General features: G+C 43.5%; 15 protein-coding genes and 1 pseudogene. 4 read left to right on the top strand and 12 right to left on the bottom strand.

Translation table 11 applies throughout. The annotated features are described in order from the left end of the window. Positions 1-237: 237 nt before the first annotated feature. On the top strand, positions 238-1,281 hold the full coding sequence (locus tag FCR06_RS11355; protein WP_138499655.1) for a chemotaxis protein CheB: 1,044 nt from the start codon (positions 238-240) through the stop codon (positions 1,279-1,281). A gap of 567 nt (positions 1,282-1,848) precedes the next feature. Here the strand turns inward: FCR06_RS11355 and FCR06_RS11345 are convergent. The 3 genes from FCR06_RS11345 to FCR06_RS34590 form a co-directional block, all read right to left on the bottom strand. Continuing rightward, positions 1,849-2,193, bottom strand: coding sequence for a hypothetical protein (locus tag FCR06_RS11345; protein ID WP_138499653.1), 345 nt, complete (start codon positions 2,191-2,193; stop codon positions 1,849-1,851). A 116-nt stretch (positions 2,194-2,309) separates the two neighbouring features. Continuing rightward, positions 2,310-3,179, bottom strand: coding sequence for a PAS domain-containing protein (locus tag FCR06_RS34595; RefSeq protein WP_317616814.1), 870 nt, complete (start codon positions 3,177-3,179; stop codon positions 2,310-2,312). Positions 3,180-3,190: 11 nt separating this feature from the next. Further along, positions 3,191-3,832, bottom strand: a complete 642-nt coding sequence (locus FCR06_RS34590; RefSeq protein ID WP_317616813.1) for a chemotaxis protein CheB — start codon at positions 3,830-3,832, stop codon at positions 3,191-3,193. 257 nt (positions 3,833-4,089) lie between these two features. Between FCR06_RS34590 and FCR06_RS11335 the strand changes: the two genes are divergently transcribed. Beyond that, positions 4,090-5,085: a YgfZ/GcvT domain-containing protein gene (locus tag FCR06_RS11335; protein ID WP_138499651.1), complete on the top strand. Its 996-nt coding sequence runs from the start codon at positions 4,090-4,092 to the stop codon at positions 5,083-5,085. A gap of 108 nt (positions 5,086-5,193) precedes the next feature. Here the strand turns inward: FCR06_RS11335 and FCR06_RS11330 are convergent, their stop codons facing one another. The 6 genes from FCR06_RS11330 to FCR06_RS11305 all read right to left on the bottom strand — a co-directional run bounded on the left by FCR06_RS11330 (position 5,194) and on the right by FCR06_RS11305 (position 13,272). Beyond that, positions 5,194-7,608: an endonuclease MutS2 gene (locus FCR06_RS11330; RefSeq protein ID WP_138499649.1), complete on the bottom strand. Its 2,415-nt coding sequence runs from the start codon at positions 7,606-7,608 to the stop codon at positions 5,194-5,196. A gap of 392 nt (positions 7,609-8,000) precedes the next feature. Next, a complete protein-coding gene (locus FCR06_RS11325; protein WP_138499647.1) occupies positions 8,001-8,789 on the bottom strand; it encodes an ABC transporter permease in 789 nt (262 codons plus the stop codon). Between the two features lie 100 nt (positions 8,790-8,889). After that, a complete protein-coding gene (locus tag FCR06_RS11320) occupies positions 8,890-9,873 on the bottom strand; it encodes an ATP-binding cassette domain-containing protein (RefSeq protein WP_138499645.1) in 984 nt (327 codons plus the stop codon). 224 nt (positions 9,874-10,097) lie between these two features. Continuing rightward, positions 10,098-11,744 (bottom strand): ABC1 kinase family protein, encoded by a 1,647-nt coding sequence (locus tag FCR06_RS11315; RefSeq protein WP_138499643.1) that lies wholly within the window; start codon positions 11,742-11,744, stop codon positions 10,098-10,100. Between the two features lie 31 nt (positions 11,745-11,775). Next, positions 11,776-12,072: a membrane protein insertion efficiency factor YidD gene (yidD, locus tag FCR06_RS11310; RefSeq protein WP_138499641.1), complete on the bottom strand. Its 297-nt coding sequence runs from the start codon at positions 12,070-12,072 to the stop codon at positions 11,776-11,778. 78 nt (positions 12,073-12,150) lie between these two features. After that, complete coding sequence (locus tag FCR06_RS11305; protein ID WP_138499639.1) at positions 12,151-13,272, bottom strand: mannose-1-phosphate guanylyltransferase; 1,122 nt, start codon at positions 13,270-13,272, stop codon at positions 12,151-12,153. Positions 13,273-13,387: 115 nt separating this feature from the next. Here FCR06_RS11305 and FCR06_RS11300 point away from each other — a divergent pair, with 115 nt between their 5' ends. Both FCR06_RS11300 and FCR06_RS11295 read left to right on the top strand, forming a co-directional pair. Beyond that, positions 13,388-14,908 (top strand): LCP family protein, encoded by a 1,521-nt coding sequence (locus FCR06_RS11300; protein WP_138499637.1) that lies wholly within the window; start codon positions 13,388-13,390, stop codon positions 14,906-14,908. Positions 14,909-15,080: 172 nt separating this feature from the next. Beyond that, a complete protein-coding gene (locus FCR06_RS11295) occupies positions 15,081-15,587 on the top strand; it encodes a pentapeptide repeat-containing protein (protein ID WP_138499635.1) in 507 nt (168 codons plus the stop codon). A gap of 371 nt (positions 15,588-15,958) precedes the next feature. Here the strand turns inward: FCR06_RS11295 and FCR06_RS11290 are convergent, their stop codons facing one another. The 3 genes and pseudogenes from FCR06_RS11290 to FCR06_RS11280 all read right to left on the bottom strand — a co-directional run. Then, a complete protein-coding gene (locus FCR06_RS11290) occupies positions 15,959-16,144 on the bottom strand; it encodes a PCP reductase family protein (protein WP_138499633.1) in 186 nt (61 codons plus the stop codon). 347 nt (positions 16,145-16,491) lie between these two features. Further along, a complete protein-coding gene (gene psbC, locus FCR06_RS11285; RefSeq protein WP_138499631.1) occupies positions 16,492-17,883 on the bottom strand; it encodes a photosystem II reaction center protein CP43 in 1,392 nt (463 codons plus the stop codon). After that, a pseudogene (locus FCR06_RS11280) lies at positions 17,867-18,666 on the bottom strand (photosystem II D2 protein (photosystem q(a) protein)); the annotation flags it as partial. The gene psbC and the pseudogene FCR06_RS11280, both read right to left, overlap by 17 nt.

Raw genomic sequence — 18,666 nt, 5'->3', positions numbered from 1 at the left:
GGCAATAGGCAATAAGAATAAGAGTTTTAGCTTTTTTATTTTTATTAACATAATAAATCAATTCCCAATTTGCAGGTTGTAATTACGAATTGTTCGGTTATGTTAGCAAAATAAATTAATACTGATAGTGTACTTTAGGGATAAGCATAGTTTCTGATAAATCCTCTATCCTCATTCATAGAATTCATCAAGATTTGGATGGCAATAAACGTTTGTGCTAATCCAGCAAGGATATAAATGGTTCATAGCCAAAGGCAAGCGATTACACACGACCTGATTGTTATTGGAACATCGGCAGGCGGAGTGCAGGCTTTAACTTATTTAGTTCAGCAGTTACCAGCCGACCTAAATGCTGCTGTAATTGTAGTTCTTCACGTAGCCAGTCAAAGCCCTAATGTTCTGCACCATATATTGAATGGTGTTGGAAAATTACCAGCCTTTCTAGCTGAGGATGGTGAAGCAATCAAGACCGGGCAAATTTACGTTGCCCCAGCTGATTACCATTTGTTGGTGAAACGGGGATATTTGCAATTGACACGGGGGCCAAAAGAGAACCATCATCGCCCAGCTATCGATCCATTATTTCGCACTGCGGCACGAGCTTACGCACAGCGAACGATCGCTGTAGTTCTAACGGGTATGCTGGATGATGGCACCGCAGGACTGATAGCAGTGAAAATGCGCGGTGGTGTGGCAGTTGTGCAAAACCCCGATGATGCATTGTATTCAGGAATGCCAAATAGTGCGATCGCGAATGTAGAAGATATTGATTATATTTTGCCACTGCCAGAAATTCCATCCATCTTAGTAGCTCTGGCTAATACACCGACGGCAACAGAAGCCCAAAACTCTGTACCAAGCCAAATGGAGTATGAATCAGATATGGCGCAATTGAATACAGAACTACTAGAGAATAGCATTAACCCCCCTGGTAAACCATCAACCTTCACCTGTCCTGATTGCGGTGGCACACTCTGGGAGATCCAGGAGGKGAAAATGTTGCGCTTTCGCTGCCACGTAGGTCATGCATTTGGTGCAGAAACTTTGCTGGCAATGCAATCAGAGAAAATGGAAGAGGCATTGTGGAGTGCTATTAGGGCATTGCAAGAGAAAGCTAGGCTATCACAGCAAATAGCTTCAAGAATGCGCGATCGCAACCAACTGGCGGCAGCTGAGGAATTAGAACAACAAGCACAGGATGCTCAGCAGCACTCTGTTATTATCGAGGAAGTTCTAGACTTGGGCAATGTGAAACCTAAGAGACATCCAAACAAAGAATAATCAATTGCTTTGGGGAGCAGAGGGGCAGAGGGGCAGAGGGGCAGGGGAGCAGAGGAGCAGGGGAGCAGAGGAGCAGGGGAATTTGAAGTTTCAAGAGAGATGAATGAGTGTTTGAACTCCATTAATGAGTGTTTGATATTCGTGAATGAGTGTTTGAACTCCATTAATGAGTGTTTGATATTCGTGAATGAGTATTTGAACTCCATTAATGAGTGTTTGATATTCGTGAATGAGTGTTTGAACTCCATTAATGAGTGTTTGAACTCCATTAATGAGTGTTTGAACTCCATTAATGAGTGTTTGATATTTGTGAATGAGTGTTTGAACTCCATTAATGCCTCTTTAATATTCGTGAGCGAATCTTTGAGGTGGATAAATGAAGCTTTGAGAGAGATGAATCGTATTTACACTCTCCCTTGCCCCTCTGCTCCTCTGCTCCTGTGCCTCTGCTTGTGCCCCTCTGCCCCCATGCTCCTTGCCCTCTGCTCCTCTGCCCCCGTGCGGTTCTTAATGATAAGTCTTTAACCTGACACTATATTATCTCTCAATTCAGCAACGCTGCTTTCTTTACTCAGAGCGATCATTCTGCTGCTGTAAATGAGTCTCCAATCCCTTTTGAAATTCTGTCACCGCCTCAACATAGCTTTGAGTAGCATCTATATGCGCTTGCAAAGCTTCGGCAAGCACTTCTGTTGAGCGATTTTCTGCTAATTCCTGCGCCTTACGCATAGATTGCTGTGCGTATTTTTGAATATTTTTTCCATGCTTTACAATCCGTTGACCGCGTTCTTGCTCGGTTTGGTCCCTATTTTTCAGCGCATGACCAATTTCTTCGACGATTTCGCCATGCCTTAGGGAAGTTTTGGCATGTTCGAGTTCCTCTTGTGCTATTTGTAGTGAGATCTCATGCATAATGCCAATACCTGTATTACTTAATTAATGTCATAGCATCTAACTACCTCTTGACTCATCTAGCTAGATTAAGACTTTTCGCAAAGCACCACTACCTTAAACAACTATTAGCCATGCTATGCACGAGTTTTAATAGTATCAATATCAACTAATACCACCACAGCGCCGTCAATCTTGTTGTCTGATGTTTTATAAGGTCGGATTCGTAGGTCGTACCAATGGCCGTCTTGGTCTTGCACTTCCTGAGCTTTTAAGTTGAGGGTGCTAATTACTTCTAAAATCTCTTGCTCTAAGTTTTGGATATCTAAGTTATGTTTAATATCACTAAGCGGTCGTCCTACATCTGTCGGTATCAGGTTGAAGATTCTTGCCGCTACCGGAGTAAAGCGCCGGACTCGCAAATCGCTTTCCAATATAAGAATAGGAATGTTAATACTGCTAAGCACATTCTGCAAATCGTTGCTAGCCTGAACTGATTGAACATTGCGCCGTTGCAGTTCATCGTTAATCGTGTTCAGTTCTTCATTGGTTGCCTGAATTTCTTCTTTGGCTGTTTGCAGCTCCTCATTAGTACTTTGCAACTCTTCGTTGCTCGATAGAATTTCCTCGTTGGCAGCTTTCAGGTTTTGATTAGTGGCTTGGTGTTCCTTAATACTCGATTGCAGATACTCTTTAGTGCTTGCTAGCTCCTGTTTGAGTAGGATATTCTCTTGCTTAAGACTCAATTGCTGGCGCTGCCTAGATTTGTTTGTGCGATCTCTAACTTCCACGGAGTCAGAATGCTCTAAAAATGGTGTATCCTCAAATAGAATTAAAAAGTAGTGTCTTTCGTCTGTGAAAGGTTTAAATGGAATCACATCAACTCTCACAAGCCTCAGTCTATCTGACTCTCTAAGTTGTAAGTCTTCCTTTCTTACTGACGCTAACTGCTCTTTTGCTTGTTGAATGGCATTGCGTAGCTCAAACCGTAATCCTTCTTTTGTCATTTTTAGCAGGTTCAGACTTGCTTTGCCAGTTCAGATGCAATTTCTTGCGGGGGCAGAATAAAGTCTACATAACCCGAAGCTACAGCGGTGTTGGGCATACTACTGATTTGTGCCGTGTTCTCACACTGAGCAAAGGTAATGCCACCTGCTTCCTTGATTTTTTGCACTCCCCGGGTGCCATCTCCATCGCCTCCCGATAGCACAATGGCGATCGCTCTACTTCCGTATTCTGCTAGCGAAAAAAAGAATGTATCGACTGTCATATATTGACCGCGGGTCTTCACGCGCGCTGTGAGTTTCAGCACCCCTTGAGAAATACTCATATTTTTGTTTGGTGGAATCACGTAAACATGATTCGGTTCTACGACCATACCATCCTGTACTTCATGTACGGGCATCTGGGTTGACTGAGAAAGAATCTGGCTCAACATACTTTTATGTTCGGGGCTTAAGTGTTGAACCAGCACAAAAGCCATACCAGTATCATTAGGTAAATTGCTCAGCAATTGTGTAAATGCTTCCAATCCCCCCGCAGAGGCTCCCATGCCGACTATCGGAAATAATTCTTTTTCATCGTCCTGCTGCTTTTGTGTAGAGGTTTGAGCTGCGGTGGTATCGCTTTGAGATTTCTTAGAAGAACGTCTAGGAGCCATAATATGCAGCAGATAATACTTTAAAGTGTTCTATTTTTACTAATCTAGATTAGGCATATCAGGTTTACAATTACCAGATATAAATTTAAGCAAATAAATTTCACACTTTAATTTCATGGTGAGTAAAAATGCATAAATTTTTATTCGGTCGTAACTAATCTTGATATAGCTGTCGCCAGCAGTAGTGATTGAAGCCGCAAACGCTTATTTGCTAAGATTTCTAGTGCGACAACATTCAAACAGGGCAACTCTTCATCATGCCAACATCTACAATTGACGCTCAAGACGCAGCTGCTATCCAAGCTGCAACAGAAGGGGTTGCAATATGCGATCGCTCAGACTGGGGACGGATTAAAGTGTCTGGCGATGACCGACTCCGCTTTTTACACAACCAAAGTACTAATGATTTCCTCGCACTCAAGCCAGGACAAGGTTGTGATACAGTTTTCGTCACTTCCACAGCCAGAACGATTGACTTAGTAACTGCCTACGTCAGAGAAGATGCGGTAATCTTGCTCGTTTCGCCTAACCGCCGCCAGTTTCTCATGGAATGGCTGGACAAATATATTTTCTTTGCCGATAAAGTGGAATTATCTGATATTACACAATACACCAACACCCTCAGCCTGATTGGCCCGGGAAGCGACGCTGTAATCCAAAAGTTGGGTATTGGGGAACTCATTGGGCAACCTTACGGTAGTCACCAAGTATATACTATTGCACCCGCCGAAGGAGTGCGAATTGCTGTAGGTAGTGGGTTAGCGATTCCTGGATATACTTTTAATTTTCCCTATACTGACAAAGCAACGGTGTGGAACAAACTCTTAGAAGCTGGAGCAGTAGAGATGAGCGATCGCGCCTGGGATATGTTGCGAATCTTACAAGGACGCCCAGCCCCGGAGGCAGAACTTACTGATGATTACAATCCCTTAGAAGCTGGTTTGTGGCAAACAATTTCTTTTAATAAAGGTTGTTATATTGGGCAAGAAACCATTGCTCGGTTAAACACATATAAAGGTGTAAAGCAACACTTATTCGGTGTAAACCTCAGTGCTGCTGCGGAAGTTGGAAGTGCGATCGCCATTGGAGATGAAAAGGTGGGTAAACTTACCAGTTATACACAAACTCCTGATGGTTACTTTGGACTAGGTTACATCCGCACCAAAGCTGGTGGTGCAGGCTTGAAAGTTCGAGTCGGAGAAACTGAGGGTGAAGTAGTAGAAATCCCCTTTGTTTCTCACGAGTACCCCTAAGCAATTCAATTTATCGCAAGCAAATTAAAGGTTAGGACATAATGACAAGCCTGGATGCTAGGAATAGTAATGTTTTACCTCCAGCAAGAACAGCATAGCTGCCTCCTGCTATATATGTGCGATGGTAACACCACTCCCACCATCTGCTTGTTCTGCGGCTTCGTAGCGGTCAACTCTCGGATGCTGGTGCAAAAAGGCGTGGACACCTTGTCGCAGCTTCCCAGTACCGTGTCCGTGAATAATCCATACCGGACCTATAGCCTCGGAGATGGCTTTATCGAGAATCAATTCCGCATCAGCTACCCGCTTACCACGTAAATCAATGGTATTTTTTGAGGTGCGAATTGCTGGAACATTTTGGGGTGGTGGTGTAACTGCGGCTGGGGCTGGTTTGGGCTTGACAACTGGTTCTGCTTTTTGACCATCTAAAGATTCTACATCTTGCAACTTCACAGTCATCTTCATTAGCCCAAACCGAACGCTTAACTCTCCATCGGCGTCGGGTGCAGTTAACACTTCCGCTGTCTGTCCGAGTTTGGGAACGCGCAGGCGATCGCCTACTTTGGGCATAAACCCAGGTTTTGGTTTTGCTGGGGTTACTGGCTGAAATTGCTGGGTAATTTTATTTAAAGCGTTAGTTGCTTGTTGGGCGTCTTGGGCTGTGGGCGTACCTTGTTGCAAGCGGCGGATCACTTGGGCAATTTCATTTTTTGCTTGGCCGATCGCTTGTTGTACTGCTATTTCTTGTGAAGCCCGCAAAGCGCTTTCTCTCTCCTCCAAAGCCGTAGCTTTAGCAGATACTTGTTTATACAAACGTTCCGCTTGCTGCAACAAATTTTGAGCTTCCGCAGCTTTGGTTTCCTGACTACGGCGTTGGGCTTCTAACCCAGCAATCACCTGATTAACTTCATCAGTTGCTTCTCCGACTTGAGTTTTTGCCACTTCTACTACTTCTGGTTTTAATCCCAAGCGCAAGGCAATTGTTAAAGCATTAGAACGCCCAGGTATGCCCCACAGCAGACGATAAGTGGGCGAGAGAGTAGTTTCATCAAATTCCACAGAGGCATTTTCAAACCTCTCATCTTCATATTTCAGGGCTTTGAGTTCGCCAAAGTGAGTAGTGGCAATGGTTAGCTGGGCGTGATTAGCCAGATATTGCAACAAGGCGATCGCTAAGGCGCTACCTTCGGCAGGATCGGTGCCTGCACCGACTTCATCGAGTAAAACTAGGGATTGTGGATTGGGAAGTTCTTTATCCCTAATCCCTAGTCCCGAGTCCCCATCGCCCAACGCTTCTAAAATCCGACTAATTCGGCGGATGTGCCCAGAGAATGTAGATAAACTTTGCTGTAAGGATTGTTCATCGCCAATATCTGCTAGAACTTTGTCAAACCAAGGAATTTCCACTGGTTCGCGGGCGGGGACAAATAAACCGACTTTGGCCATCAATGCTGCTAACCCTAGAGTTTTTAGGGTTACAGTTTTTCCACCTGTATTTGGACCGGTAATTGTCACTACCCGAATGTAGGGACTGATGAGTAAATCCACGGGAACCACTGGTTGCCCTTGTTCGTGCTGTTGTTGCCACACTAACAGAGGATGCCGCAAGTTCCGCAAAGTAATTATTTCATTTTCTGGCGGCTGGATGAATTGTGGGGGATTGGCTTTTAGCCAGTAACTATATCGGGATCTAGCGGTTGCTAAATCCAAAGTCGTGACAATTGCTAACAACCTTTCCAAATCCGGTTTGACTGCGGCGACTTGTTCTGTCAAAGCGCGGCGAATTGCTTCTTCTTCCGCTTGCTCTCTTCTAATGATTTGCCGCAGTTGGTTGCCCAGAGGTACGATTGAATTAGGTTCGATGTAGAGCGTCGCACCGCTGGTAGAGGTATCGTGGACAATACCGGGAATCGCGTCTTTTTGGGGTGCTTTGACGGGAATTACAAAGCGATCGCCCCGTTGGGTAATAATTTGTTCCTGAACTGCACCTGATTTTGCCTGGATAATGTTTTGCAGTTTTTGGGTAATTTGCGAACGTAATCGCCGCAATTCTGTGCGAATTTCGCCCAGTTTTAAACTGGCGCGATCAGTTATCTGTGCCCGTTCATCAATACAACGGTGAATTTCCTGTTCTAGTTCTGGGTAAGTTCGCAAATCGGCAACTAAATTAGTGAGTATTGGCAAATCTTGCTGATTGTCAATTACACGGCGCAGATTTCTTGCACCAGCTAGGGTGGTGGCGATCGCTAAGAGTTCATCTCCTGCCAAAATTCCGCTGCGTTCTGCCCGTTCTATGGAATCACCGATATCTTGAATTCCTTCAAATGACAGCCCTGTAGTCAGGCGAGTTTCCAGTTGATAGACTTCTTTAGTTTGCTCTAACAACTGTTCGCTTTCTGCCTGAAAATCGGGTATTTTCAGATGACGCGCGGCTATAACCCCTAGTTTAGTGGCCCCAAAGGTGGAAAGGTGCTGGCACAGACGATGCCATTCTAATAGTTCTAAGGTTTCAGATTGGATCAAGGCTTCAACGTCTAATCTGAAACTATCGTAACAATTCTAGCCCCTGGATGGCTAAGCCTCAAAGGATAAAATACAGATGTTTACTGATGCTCAAAACGCTCTCAAGAAATAGCAGTATCCCCCAGGATATCACCAAGCGCCGTTGGGGCTATTTGTGGGGTGCAAGATATGAGTTTAGGGGAATAGCACTAAGAAAAGCTGAAAGCACGCGTGGGGGCAGGGTATTGGGGGTAGCTGAGTGGGGTGTAGGAAAAATCAACAAAAGTAAATAAAAGTGCGGACATTAATAAACTTCTTTGCTACGTCAACGCTGTTACAAACGTCACTACACCCCACACTCTAACCCTAACACCCTATTACTAACTACCTTGTTCTCCGTAGTCATGTAATTGTTATGCTCCCATCCCAGAATATCGCTTCAAACCTGCACGCCAAAGTAAACGATTTGCACCCAAAAATATTAATATCCAAGCCACCATTGAGAAAAATCCTTGCCATACATCCACAGGTAGCCCTACCAAAATACTCGCAGGAAAATCAATCAAATAAGGAAACGGTGTAAATGTTACTATTTTCCGCACAGGTTCAGGAAAAACTTCTAAAGGTGCTATCAAACCAGATAAAAATATATAAAACAACAACCAAAAATTTTCTAAAGCGCTAGCCCGTTCTGTCCAAAAGGCGAACATAGCAAAGGTGTACTGAATTGTAAACCGCAAAGTAAAAGCTAGCACCACCGCCAACGTAAACAGCAAAAATTTACTGAAACTTGGTAACCAAAAAGCTTGAGGATAAAGAATAAAAAATAATCCTACTAACAAAAAAGCAAAGCTTAAGCGGGCAAATCTTTCAGAAATATGCCCTGCAATATGATGCCATGCTGGGTCGAGTGGTTGTAGCAATTTAGGCGAAAGTTTGCCTTCTACTACCTCTCTTTCAAAGTCCCAAATTACCCAAACAACAGTGAGTTGCCTGATAATGAAAACCGTAATGAAGTAACGGGCAAAATCCACAGGTGATAGCCCAAATCGCCCACCTTGGGCTGCTTGTATCCAGACACCCATCAGGATAATCGGCAAAGTCCCAGCCAAAACCCAGAAAATTAGTTCTGCTCGATACTCAACCATATAGGCATAGTATACTGAGAGCAAAGTTAAAATTTTTCTAAATATCCGCTTCATTTATTCACTCCCCAGAACAAAAATTACCCACCACCCACAATTGAGAAGTTGGAACTCAGCACTTTCGACTCCTGTAGTAGAGACGCGATTAATCGCGTCTTTAATCCACAACCCCTGCCTGAAACACTCGCCCAATCACTTCTTCTACAGGCGGTTCGGTAACTGTTAAATCAATTACCTCTAAATCCGTTAAAATCTGAGATATAGTCCGGGTAAGCGTCTCTCGTGGGATCAGAAAACGCACTGCTCGCCCTTCTAAAAGTTGCACATTACCATAGCTGGTGAGTTTTTCTATTGGTAGAGGTTGGGCTAACTCGATATCGACTTCACGGTAAGGAGCAAAACGTTCCAACAATCCATCTAAACTACCGTCATACATCAGCCTTCCTTGGTGAATCAATAGTACCCGTTGACACAAAGCTGTGATATCAGCCATGTAATGACTAGTTAACAGTACTGTAGCTTGATAACGTTGATTGTACTCACGCAAGAAATCACGCACCGCCGCTTGAGCATTGACATCTAGTCCCAGCGTTGGTTCATCTAGAAATAGTACGTGGGGACGGTGCAAAAGTGCTGCCAATAGTTCTGCTTTCATCCGTTCACCCAAAGACAACTTCCGCACAGGTTGGGTAAGTTTGCCCTCAAGGGAAAGCATTTCTGTTAATTCTCCCACGCGCCGCTGGAACTCTTTATCAGAGATATTATATACAGCAGCATTAATTTTCAAAGAATCCAGCGCTGGTAAATCCCAAATTAACTGCTGCTTTTGTCCCATCACCAAAGTAATTTTTTGCAAAAATGCTTCTTGGCGGCGAAAGGGAACTTGTCCTGCGACTGTGACTGCACCGCTAGAAGGATGAATCAGCCCTGTAAGCATTTTGAGTGTGGTGGTTTTACCAGCACCATTGGGTCCCAAAAACCCCACTATTTCACCAGGAGCAATTTCAAAGGAAACATCCTGAACTGCTTTTATTGTGCGGTAAGTGCGGCGGAAAAAGTGGCTAATTGTGCCTTTAATACCCGGATTTTTGATTGCTACCGGATAAGATTTGCTTAGCTTTTCAACAATGATAATTGACATATTTTTTATCTTATAACCATAGAGAATCAATTTAAAAGTCAGAAAGAAAAATTTTTCTAGTTAAACTCTTGGTAATTTATCGTTGGCAATTTAAATGCACATGATAAACACAGATGAACACAGATAAATTTATCTGTGTTCATCTCTAGTTCTAAATAATTAAATGCGGATTTAGTAATCATCAGTTCCCATATTGGGAATTATCCAGCCAAAGAGCATCAATTTTATCGTAAACGTCCCGATCGCAATGTACTAATAATTAACCAAAAACCTAATAAACTAGCAACTGCAAACAGAACGGTACTTAAAAAGGATAGCTGAGTTGTCTGCGCTCTGGTGGAAATGATTGCCGCACCCATAATCAGCGAACCGACTAAGATACTGAAAGATAGTCGGTTTGCCGCATCGTCCATAGTCCGCCGCACGCCATCTAAACCCCGCAGCGATAGATTCCACTGTAAGGTTTCTGAGGTAACTCGGTCTAATAACAGTTCGATTTGGCGCGGCGATTGGAGAGACAGACTTTTAATATCCAAAGCTGTCCTCAAAAGCGATCGCAATGGATTATCACCTAGTAATTGCCGACGAAACAAGTCTGTAATTAATGGCTTGATTTCATCGAAAAAATTCAACTCCGGGTTGAATGTCCGCGCCACTCCTTCTAAATTTGCCAGAGTTTTAGCATACAATCCCATATTGCTCGGCAACCTAATTTTATTGTTGCGGGCAACTTGTAAAACTTCATAAATGATCTGACTGAAGTTTATTTCCGTTAGGCTGACATTGTGATACTTTCGCAACATGCGATCATAATCATTTTCTAACCGCGACAAAATTACTGGCTGACCAGAATCCGATAGCTGTAAAGTTAACTGAGCGCACCTTTGAGCATCTAAATCTACGATCGCTAACAGCATTTCTGTTAATATCTGCTGTGTGCGGGGATCGAGTCGCCCCACCATACCACAATCTAAAAGGGCAACACGACCATCTTTGAGATAAAACAAGTTTCCGGGATGAGGATCGGCATGAAAAAAGCCATCCATATATAGTTGCTGAAAAAATACTCGAAATAACAAAGTGGTTATTTCTTGACGCTCTACAGCAGGGTCTTTACCGTTATTGTTGCTGTTTAAATCCGCCTCTAAGAAAGGCACCCCATCGAGCCATTCCATTACCAGTAATTTTTCAGTGGTCAAATCCCAGTTAATTTCTGCAACCACTATTTTTGTGGGATCGTACCAGCGACTCTGAGATAAATTACGCCGCAGTTGGTCTGTAAAACCCGCTTCCCGGGTAAAATCCAATTCGTTTTCTAATGCTTTAGTGAACTCTTCAGCAATGGATTTGATTTCGTAAGTTTGCCCAAAATCAGTACGCGCCACTAAATCAGCAATGCCTTGAATTAAGGCAATATCTTGGGCAATAGTAATATCAATCCCCGGACGTTGCACTTTGAGCGCGACTTCTCGACCATCTATTAATGTAGCTCGATGTGTCTGGGCAATCGATCCTGCTGCTACTGGGATCGGGTTAATTGTGCTAAAGGTTTCTGCTAGTGATTGTTTTAGTTGTTTGCGGATAACTACTTCTATTTCTGACCAGGGAACTGGTGGTACTTCGTCTTGGAGAGTTGATAGTTCCTCAATGTAGGCGGCGCTGAGTAAATCTGGACGAGTGGAAAGTAGCTGACCAAGTTTAACGTAGACTGGGCCTAAGTCTACTAGGATATTTTTTAAAACCGCAGGTGTAGGTAGCTGGGGTTCATCAGTTTTGCCACCAGTAAGCAATCTTCGCATGTAGTCCCAGCCATTGCGAAGGAAGACTTCAATAATTTCTCGTTGACGGGGAACAGTTTGGGTGAGGAACATTTTTGTAAACAGCTGCAAAGATGCAGAGGAATTAAAGAGGTAAGCAACAGGGGATGACGATACAACGGAAGTCGGCTCTAGCTTTGTTACTTGTTAAAGTTTTGCTAGCTGTGGCACAGTCTTGAAATCTTTTTATGGATAATTGTACGGCTTGGTGCAGATTTTGTTCGTTCAGCATTCGTTTGACGAAATTAGAGCAGGAATCGCCGCCGTGTAATAAGCGATGGGAGCAACAAAATCCTTTGGATGGAGAAATATATTTTTGATAGGCAGTAATAGACTCAATTGCTATTGTCTTGGCTAGAGGCTCAAAGCTAATAATCTGCATAACTGTTAGATGAAATCATAGGCAGTCAAGTTATAATAGGAAAATAGGCTTTTTAGCCTCTGCCAGGGGTTTTAACTTTTATAGTAGGTCGCTAAATCGGGAATCTGTTTGGAGAATTTTTAGGATCTGCTTGATTTCCTGGGTAAGTTCTTTTTTGACCACAAGGGTGACATTGCGATCGCGCACAATCACCACATCCTCTAAACCAATAGTAACAACTACATCTTCTGGATTTGAGGCATAAATAATTGCCCCCTGCGTGTTTAATCCCACGTGGGTAGCAAGTTCTACATTAGGAGCATCTTCTGTTTTCAGTAAGCGTTCGATCGCATTCCAATCTCCTAAATCATCCCAACCAAACTCAACTGGCAATACGTATGCTAGACTTGTCTTTTCCATGAGTGCATAGTCTATACTCTTTTTAGGTAACTGAGGATAGATATTGGGCCCGTGTTGTTCTAAAGGTTCAATGATTTCTGGAGCATGGGTGTGTAGTTCCTTGAGAACAACTCCTGCTCGAAAGACGAACATGCCACTATTCCAGCTAAAACGTCCCGTAGATAAAAAAGTTTCTGCTATTTCACGGTTGGGCTTTTCAGTAAAGCGGTTGACGTGATAAGCTGGCAACTCATTAAAGCTACCTATTTTTTCACCTTGTTCAATGTAACCGTAACCAGTTGATGGAAAAGTAGGCTTGATCCCCAGTGTGACGATGGCTGCTGTGCTTGTCGCCAGTTGTGTAGCCGCACTTAATGTGTGTGCAAACGCTTCTTGGTCTGCAATCCAGTGGTCAGCAGGGAAAAAGCCAATCACAGCGTCTTCTCCATAACGCTGTTTGATTTCTAAACTTGCCCAAGCAACGGCGGCGGCGGTGTCTCTTCCTTCTGACTCAATTAGTAAGTTCCCAGATGGTAAATCGGGTAATTGTTGTCGTACCCCTTCAGCTATCTGACTAGAAGTAATAACCCACAAGGAATCCCAACCCGTAGGGGTTCCCCAGTCGCTTAACGAGGGTTTCCCTGCTACAGCGCTGGACTCACCGCCTGCGAGTGTTAACAAGCGATCGGCGGTTGCTTGTAATAAACTTCTAGAACTACCATCAAGACTTAAAAATTGTTTAGGTCGGTCTCGCCGACTTAAGGGCCAAAAACGTTCACCTTTACCACCAGCAAGGATTACAGGGAACAATAAAGTATTCATGTTGTCATACACGTCTACTGAAGAACATTACAAGTTTACAGTGAGGTTTTCCACTGGCAATATTTGTAGCTTGCATTAACATACTTTTAGGGAGTGGTTCAGTGGGGAGATAATTGTGATAAAACAAGTCGAATGGTCGGAAAATCAAGTCACATCTGGGCAAGTAGCAGAGTTTGAAACCGAAGTGCGATCACCGCAACTTCAACACCCGGAAAATCAAGCAACATCGGCACCAATAACAGACCTCCAAGAGGAGGTAGAAATCAAAGCGCCAGCAAACACGAGCCGTAGTGTTGTCGAATCTGTAGGTGCAATTACCAATCAGCTTTCTGAGAGACTGGGCTTAACCATGCCTCGATGGCTGTTATGGATGATGACGGTCGTTATCGGCATCATTTTATCAGGTTTACTGGTGTCAACGTTAGCACTTTGGACTCCGTTATGGAGCAACAACTTAGATCGAACAGATGAAGATTTAGGAACTGCTGGTAAAGATGAGCAAAACATCCCATTACCAGGGGAGTTATGGAGCAAACTCTCCCAATACCAGCTTTCACGGCCGATGAATATCTTAATTATGGGGATTCAACCAGTCAACGGTACTGTTGATGGTTCGCCAGAAAGCTTTGCTGGTAAAAGCGACTCCATGCAGCTAGTAAGGCTCAATCCTAGTGAAAAATCTGTACGGGTGCTTTCGATTCCCAGAGATACAATGATTGCCATCCCAGAAAAGGGAGAAAAGGGTTTAACTAAGGTATCTGATGCCAATGCCCAAGGAGGCCCAGTCTTGGCTGCACGGGTAGTTAGCCGCACCTTAAATAATGCTCCAATTGATCGCTATATTCGTATTTCTACTAGCGGTTTACGCGAGTTAGTCGATCAGTTAGGCGGAGTAGAAGTCTTTGTTCCCAAATCTATGGAATATAAAGACTCTAGCAGTCGACTGTCAATTAATTTAGTCAGTGGCTGGCAAACCCTCAACGGCGAGCAAGCAGAACAGTTTGTCCGGTTCCGCGAACCAGGTTTGGGAGATCTGCCAAGAGTACAGCGTCAACAAGCACTCATAGCAGCGCTACTGCAACGCCTTAATAGTCCTACCGTTTTACCTAGGTTGCCTCAATTAACTCGCCTAATGCGAAAATACTTTGATACCAACCTGAAACTGGAAGAAATGATGGCGTTGGTGAACTTCGGTCTGAACTTAAATCGAGATAACTTCCAAATGACCGTATTGCCTGGTACGTTTAGCCGCTTTAGCAAAGACCCTGATAGCTATTGGCTGAACATGACCGGACAACAAAGCCTGTTGAATGATTATGTTGGGGTAAATGTACCTGGTCTCAAACCAGATACCCGCCGGGTTCCTAACCTCAAAATTGCTATTCAAAATGCTTCCAATCAACCTCAACTAACTGAAAAAGTTATTGCTTATCTTAAACAGAAAGGCTTTACTAATATTTACAAAGTGCCCGATTGGTCAGATACTCAACGCCAAACTCAGATTATTGTTCAAAAAGGTAACCGACAAGTAGGAGTTGATTTGCAAAAAGTCTTAGGCTTAGGTCAAATAGACGTATCGGCAATTGGGGATTTAGAATCTGACCTCACAATTCGCATTGGTAAAGATTGGAAATAGTCATTGGTCATTAGTCATTGGTCATTCTTACAAAGTTCTGAGCAGAGGTTTCTTCGGCTCAGACTTTGCGCTTAGTCATTAGTCATTGTTAACTAACAAAGCACAAAGGACTAATGACTAAAAACAAAGTACGAAGAACAAAGACTAATGACGAAGGACAAATAATAAAGTTATGAAAAAGATTTTATTCCGCTTTTTGAGTTTGATTGTAATTTTGACACTAGCATTTGTGTGGATAATACTTAATCCCAAACCTGCTTTTGCTCAACTAAACACAATCAATTACAACAATATAAATTTAGAAAATCGTGACTTTTCTCATGCTGATTTGGCAGGTGTAACTTTTGTCGCAGCAGAAATGCGAGGGACTAATTTTCAGGAAGCAAATTTAACCAACGCAATTCTTACTAAAGGAGTTTTATTAAACGCAAATCTAGAAGGCGCTAATCTGACTGGGGCTTTAGTGGATCGCGTGACTATGGATGGTGCTAACCTGAAAAATGCCATCTTTACAGAGGCAACTTTAACCCGTAGCCGCTTTTATGATGCAAATGTCACTGGGGCTGATTTTAGCGATGCTTTAATTGACCGCTATCAAGCATCACTATTATGTGAAAGAGCCGATGGTATAAATCCGGTTACTGGTGTGTCAACGCGAGATAGTTTGGGTTGTAGATAAATAATCTCATCGTTGAGCTTCAAAACAGAGACATTTTACTCAAAAAATGGAAAATAAAGCTTCTTTTTGAAATTATGTATTATTAATTATCAACTTAATTTTAATTTGGGATTTGTCTAGAGGCAAAAATCTAAAAATTCATGAGCAAACGCAAAATAAACTTAACTTTACTATTCAACCAAAGTTGCTTCGATTTATTGGGTTATTTATTGGACAAATAGGGATATTTTCTTTATATACTATTTTTATAATTATCCCTATCACACAACTTAGTTGTGAACGTGTTACGCAAAATTTACAAGTTTACAGTATTGAGCAAAAATCATCAATAATTAGTTTATATTTCTATAAAATCCTAAATCCCAAATATTTTATTGTCCAAACTCAAGCCTAGCCTGTTCTACCAAATCACCCGTCACAACTTCTTGCTGAGCTTGACGAGCCAAAGCTTCAATTCGAGCTTTAGCTTGAGGACGCACAAAAAAGGGAATATTTTGCAACTTTTCCTTGGCTTCACCTGTCCAGCGCAAAGCGTCGATAAAATTTGGATCACTCATAATATTAATTACTTCAGTAGATTACTAACAGGCTATCTATGAAAGTCTATCTTAAGTAGGGGAAGCAGCTATAGCTCAGACTTCCTAAATTTAATCCCGTGCCCCGCAACACCTATCAAGGAATGGGGGTTTCAATGGTTCTCTCCGTTTCTCTGGGAGGTTTGGAGACGGGTTTTCAGTATACATATTTCTGACTTAACTATCTTTATCATTTTTTGGTTAAATAGTATTACTTGATAAATAATCTCTAATTTTCCTTTAAATACTATTTTTATAAAAAAAACTCTTGCTTTAATGCAAGAGTCTGTAAACTATTTGATTGTCAGTGATGAAAGAAACTTTGTAACCTAGTCGAGGAAGTCCATCGACATTACTGGTTCATTTTCACGGTTAATACCTTTTTCAAAACCACCCGCGGCTGCACGAGCGCGACCAGCGTGCCACAAGTGACCAATTAGGAAGAAGAATCCTAATACGAAGTGAGAAGTAGCCAACCAAGCGCGAGGAGACACGTAGTTGAAGGAATTGATTTCGGTAGCCACACCACCTACAGAGTTCAAAGAACCCAAAGGAGCATGGGTCATGTATTCAGCAGCGCGACGAGCTTGCCAAGGCTGAATATCATTCTTGATTTTGTCCAGGTCTAGACCATTGGGACCACGCAGAGGCTCCAGCCAAGGACCACGGAAATCCCAAAAGCGCATGGTTTCACCACCAAAGATGATTTCACCAGTTGGAGAGCGCATCAAGTATTTACCCAAACCTGTGGGACCTTGAGCAGAACCAACGTTAGCACCCAAGCGTTGGTCACGGATCAAGAAGGTCATAGCTTGAGCTTGAGAAGCTTCAGGACCAGTAGGACCGTAGAATTCGCTGGGGTAAACAGTGTTGTTAAACCAAACAAAGATTGAGGCAATGAAGCCCATCAGCGAGAGGGCACCCAAGCTGTAGGAGAGGTAAGCTTCACCAGACCAGATGGATGCACGACGTGACCAACCAAAAGGCTTAGTCAGAATGTGGAAAATGCCGCCAGCAATTAAAATCAAGGCAATCCATATGTGACCACCGACAACATCTTCCAAGTTATTGACACTGACAATCCAGCCTTCACCACCGAAGGGAGACTTGATTAAATAACCGAAGATAACAGCTGGGTTAAGTGTCGGATTAGTAATAATACGAACATCACCACCGCCTGGTGCCCAGGTGTCATACAAACCACCAAAGAACATTGCCTTCAGCACCAACAACAGCGCACCGACTCCTAAAATAATCAGGTGAAACCCGATGATGTTGGTCATCTTGTTCTTGTCTTTCCAGTCGTAACCAAAGAATGAGGAATATTCTTCTAAGGTTTCTGGACCACGGATGGCATGATAGATACCGCCAAAGCCTAGTACGGCTGAGGAAATCAGGTGGAGTACACCAATAACAAAGTAAGGGAAGGTGTCGATGACTTCACCACCAGGACCAACACCCCAACCCTGGGTGGCGAGGTGAGGTAGCAGGATAAAGCCCTGCTCATACATGGGCTTTTCAGGAATGAAGTGAGCGACTTCAAACAAAGTCATCGCTCCAGCCCAGAATACTATCAAACCAGCGTGGGCAACGTGAGCGCCCAGTAGTTTGCCAGATAGGTTGATTAAACGGGCGTTACCAGACCACCAGGCAAACCCGGTAGATTCTTGGTCGCGTCCAGTGCCGCCTAAAATATTTGGTCTATTAGAGAGCGTTACCACGAGGTAATACCTCYTCAGGGAATACAAATTGTTCGTGGATCTGATCTTGAGGAGCCATCCAAGCGCGGATACCCTCGTTGAGCAAAATGTTTTTGGTATAGAAAGTTTCAAACTCTGGGTCTTCCGCCGCCCGCAATTCTTGGGAGACGAAATCATARGCCCGCAGGTTGAGTGCCAAACCGACAATACCAACCGCTGCCATCCACAAGCCTGTTACTGGCACAAACAACATAAAGAAGTGCAGCCAGCGCTTGTTAGAGAACGCAATACCGAATATCTGTGACCAGAAACGGTTTGCCGTCACCATTGAGTAGGTTTCTTCTGATTGAGTCGGATTAAATGCCCGGAAGGTGTTAGCTGCTTCACCGTCTTCAAACAAGGTGTTTTCCACGGTGGCTCCGTGAATCGCACACAATAGCGCACCACCCAATACACCTGCTACCCCCATCATGTGGAAGGGGTTGAGAGTAAAGTTATGGAAACCTTGGACAAATAGAATGAAACGGAAGATTCCGGCGACACCAAAGCTGGGAGCAAAGAACCAAGATGCTTGTCCCAAGGGATACATCAGGAATACACTGACAAATACCGCGATTGGGGCTGAAAATGCTAGGGCATTGTAGGGACGAATTCCTACTAACCGGGCAATTTCAAATTGCCGCAACATGAAGCCAATCAATGCGAAGGCTCCGTGCAGGGCTACGAATGGCCACAACCCACCCAATTGGAACCAACGGGTGAGGTCGCCTTGTCGCCTTGGGCTTCTGGCCCCCATAACAGCAA

The organism is Nostoc sp. PA-18-2419 (assembly GCF_005869855.1).
Classification (GTDB): domain Bacteria; phylum Cyanobacteriota; class Cyanobacteriia; order Cyanobacteriales; family Nostocaceae; genus Nostoc.
Note: the sequence above shows the minus strand (reverse complement) of the source record. Positions and strands in the feature narration are given on the sequence as shown.

Coding starts and splice junctions, on each gene's coding strand:
- FCR06_RS11345 (WP_138499653.1), bottom strand. CDS start 2,193: ATGCATGAGATCTCACTACAAATAGCACAAGAGGAACTCGAACATGCC.
- FCR06_RS34595 (WP_317616814.1), bottom strand. CDS start 3,179: ATGACAAAAGAAGGATTACGGTTTGAGCTACGCAATGCCATTCAACAA.
- FCR06_RS34590 (WP_317616813.1), bottom strand. CDS start 3,832: ATGGCTCCTAGACGTTCTTCTAAGAAATCTCAAAGCGATACCACCGCA.
- FCR06_RS11335 (WP_138499651.1), top strand. CDS start 4,090: ATGCCAACATCTACAATTGACGCTCAAGACGCAGCTGCTATCCAAGCT.
- FCR06_RS11325 (WP_138499647.1), bottom strand. CDS start 8,789: ATGAAGCGGATATTTAGAAAAATTTTAACTTTGCTCTCAGTATACTAT.
- FCR06_RS11320 (WP_138499645.1), bottom strand. CDS start 9,873: ATGTCAATTATCATTGTTGAAAAGCTAAGCAAATCTTATCCGGTAGCA.
- FCR06_RS11315 (WP_138499643.1), bottom strand. CDS start 11,744: ATGTTCCTCACCCAAACTGTTCCCCGTCAACGAGAAATTATTGAAGTC.
- yidD (WP_138499641.1), bottom strand. CDS start 12,072: ATGCAGATTATTAGCTTTGAGCCTCTAGCCAAGACAATAGCAATTGAG.
- FCR06_RS11305 (WP_138499639.1), bottom strand. CDS start 13,272: ATGAATACTTTATTGTTCCCTGTAATCCTTGCTGGTGGTAAAGGTGAA.
- FCR06_RS11295 (WP_138499635.1), top strand. CDS start 15,081: ATGAAAAAGATTTTATTCCGCTTTTTGAGTTTGATTGTAATTTTGACA.
- FCR06_RS11290 (WP_138499633.1), bottom strand. CDS start 16,144: ATGAGTGATCCAAATTTTATCGACGCTTTGCGCTGGACAGGTGAAGCC.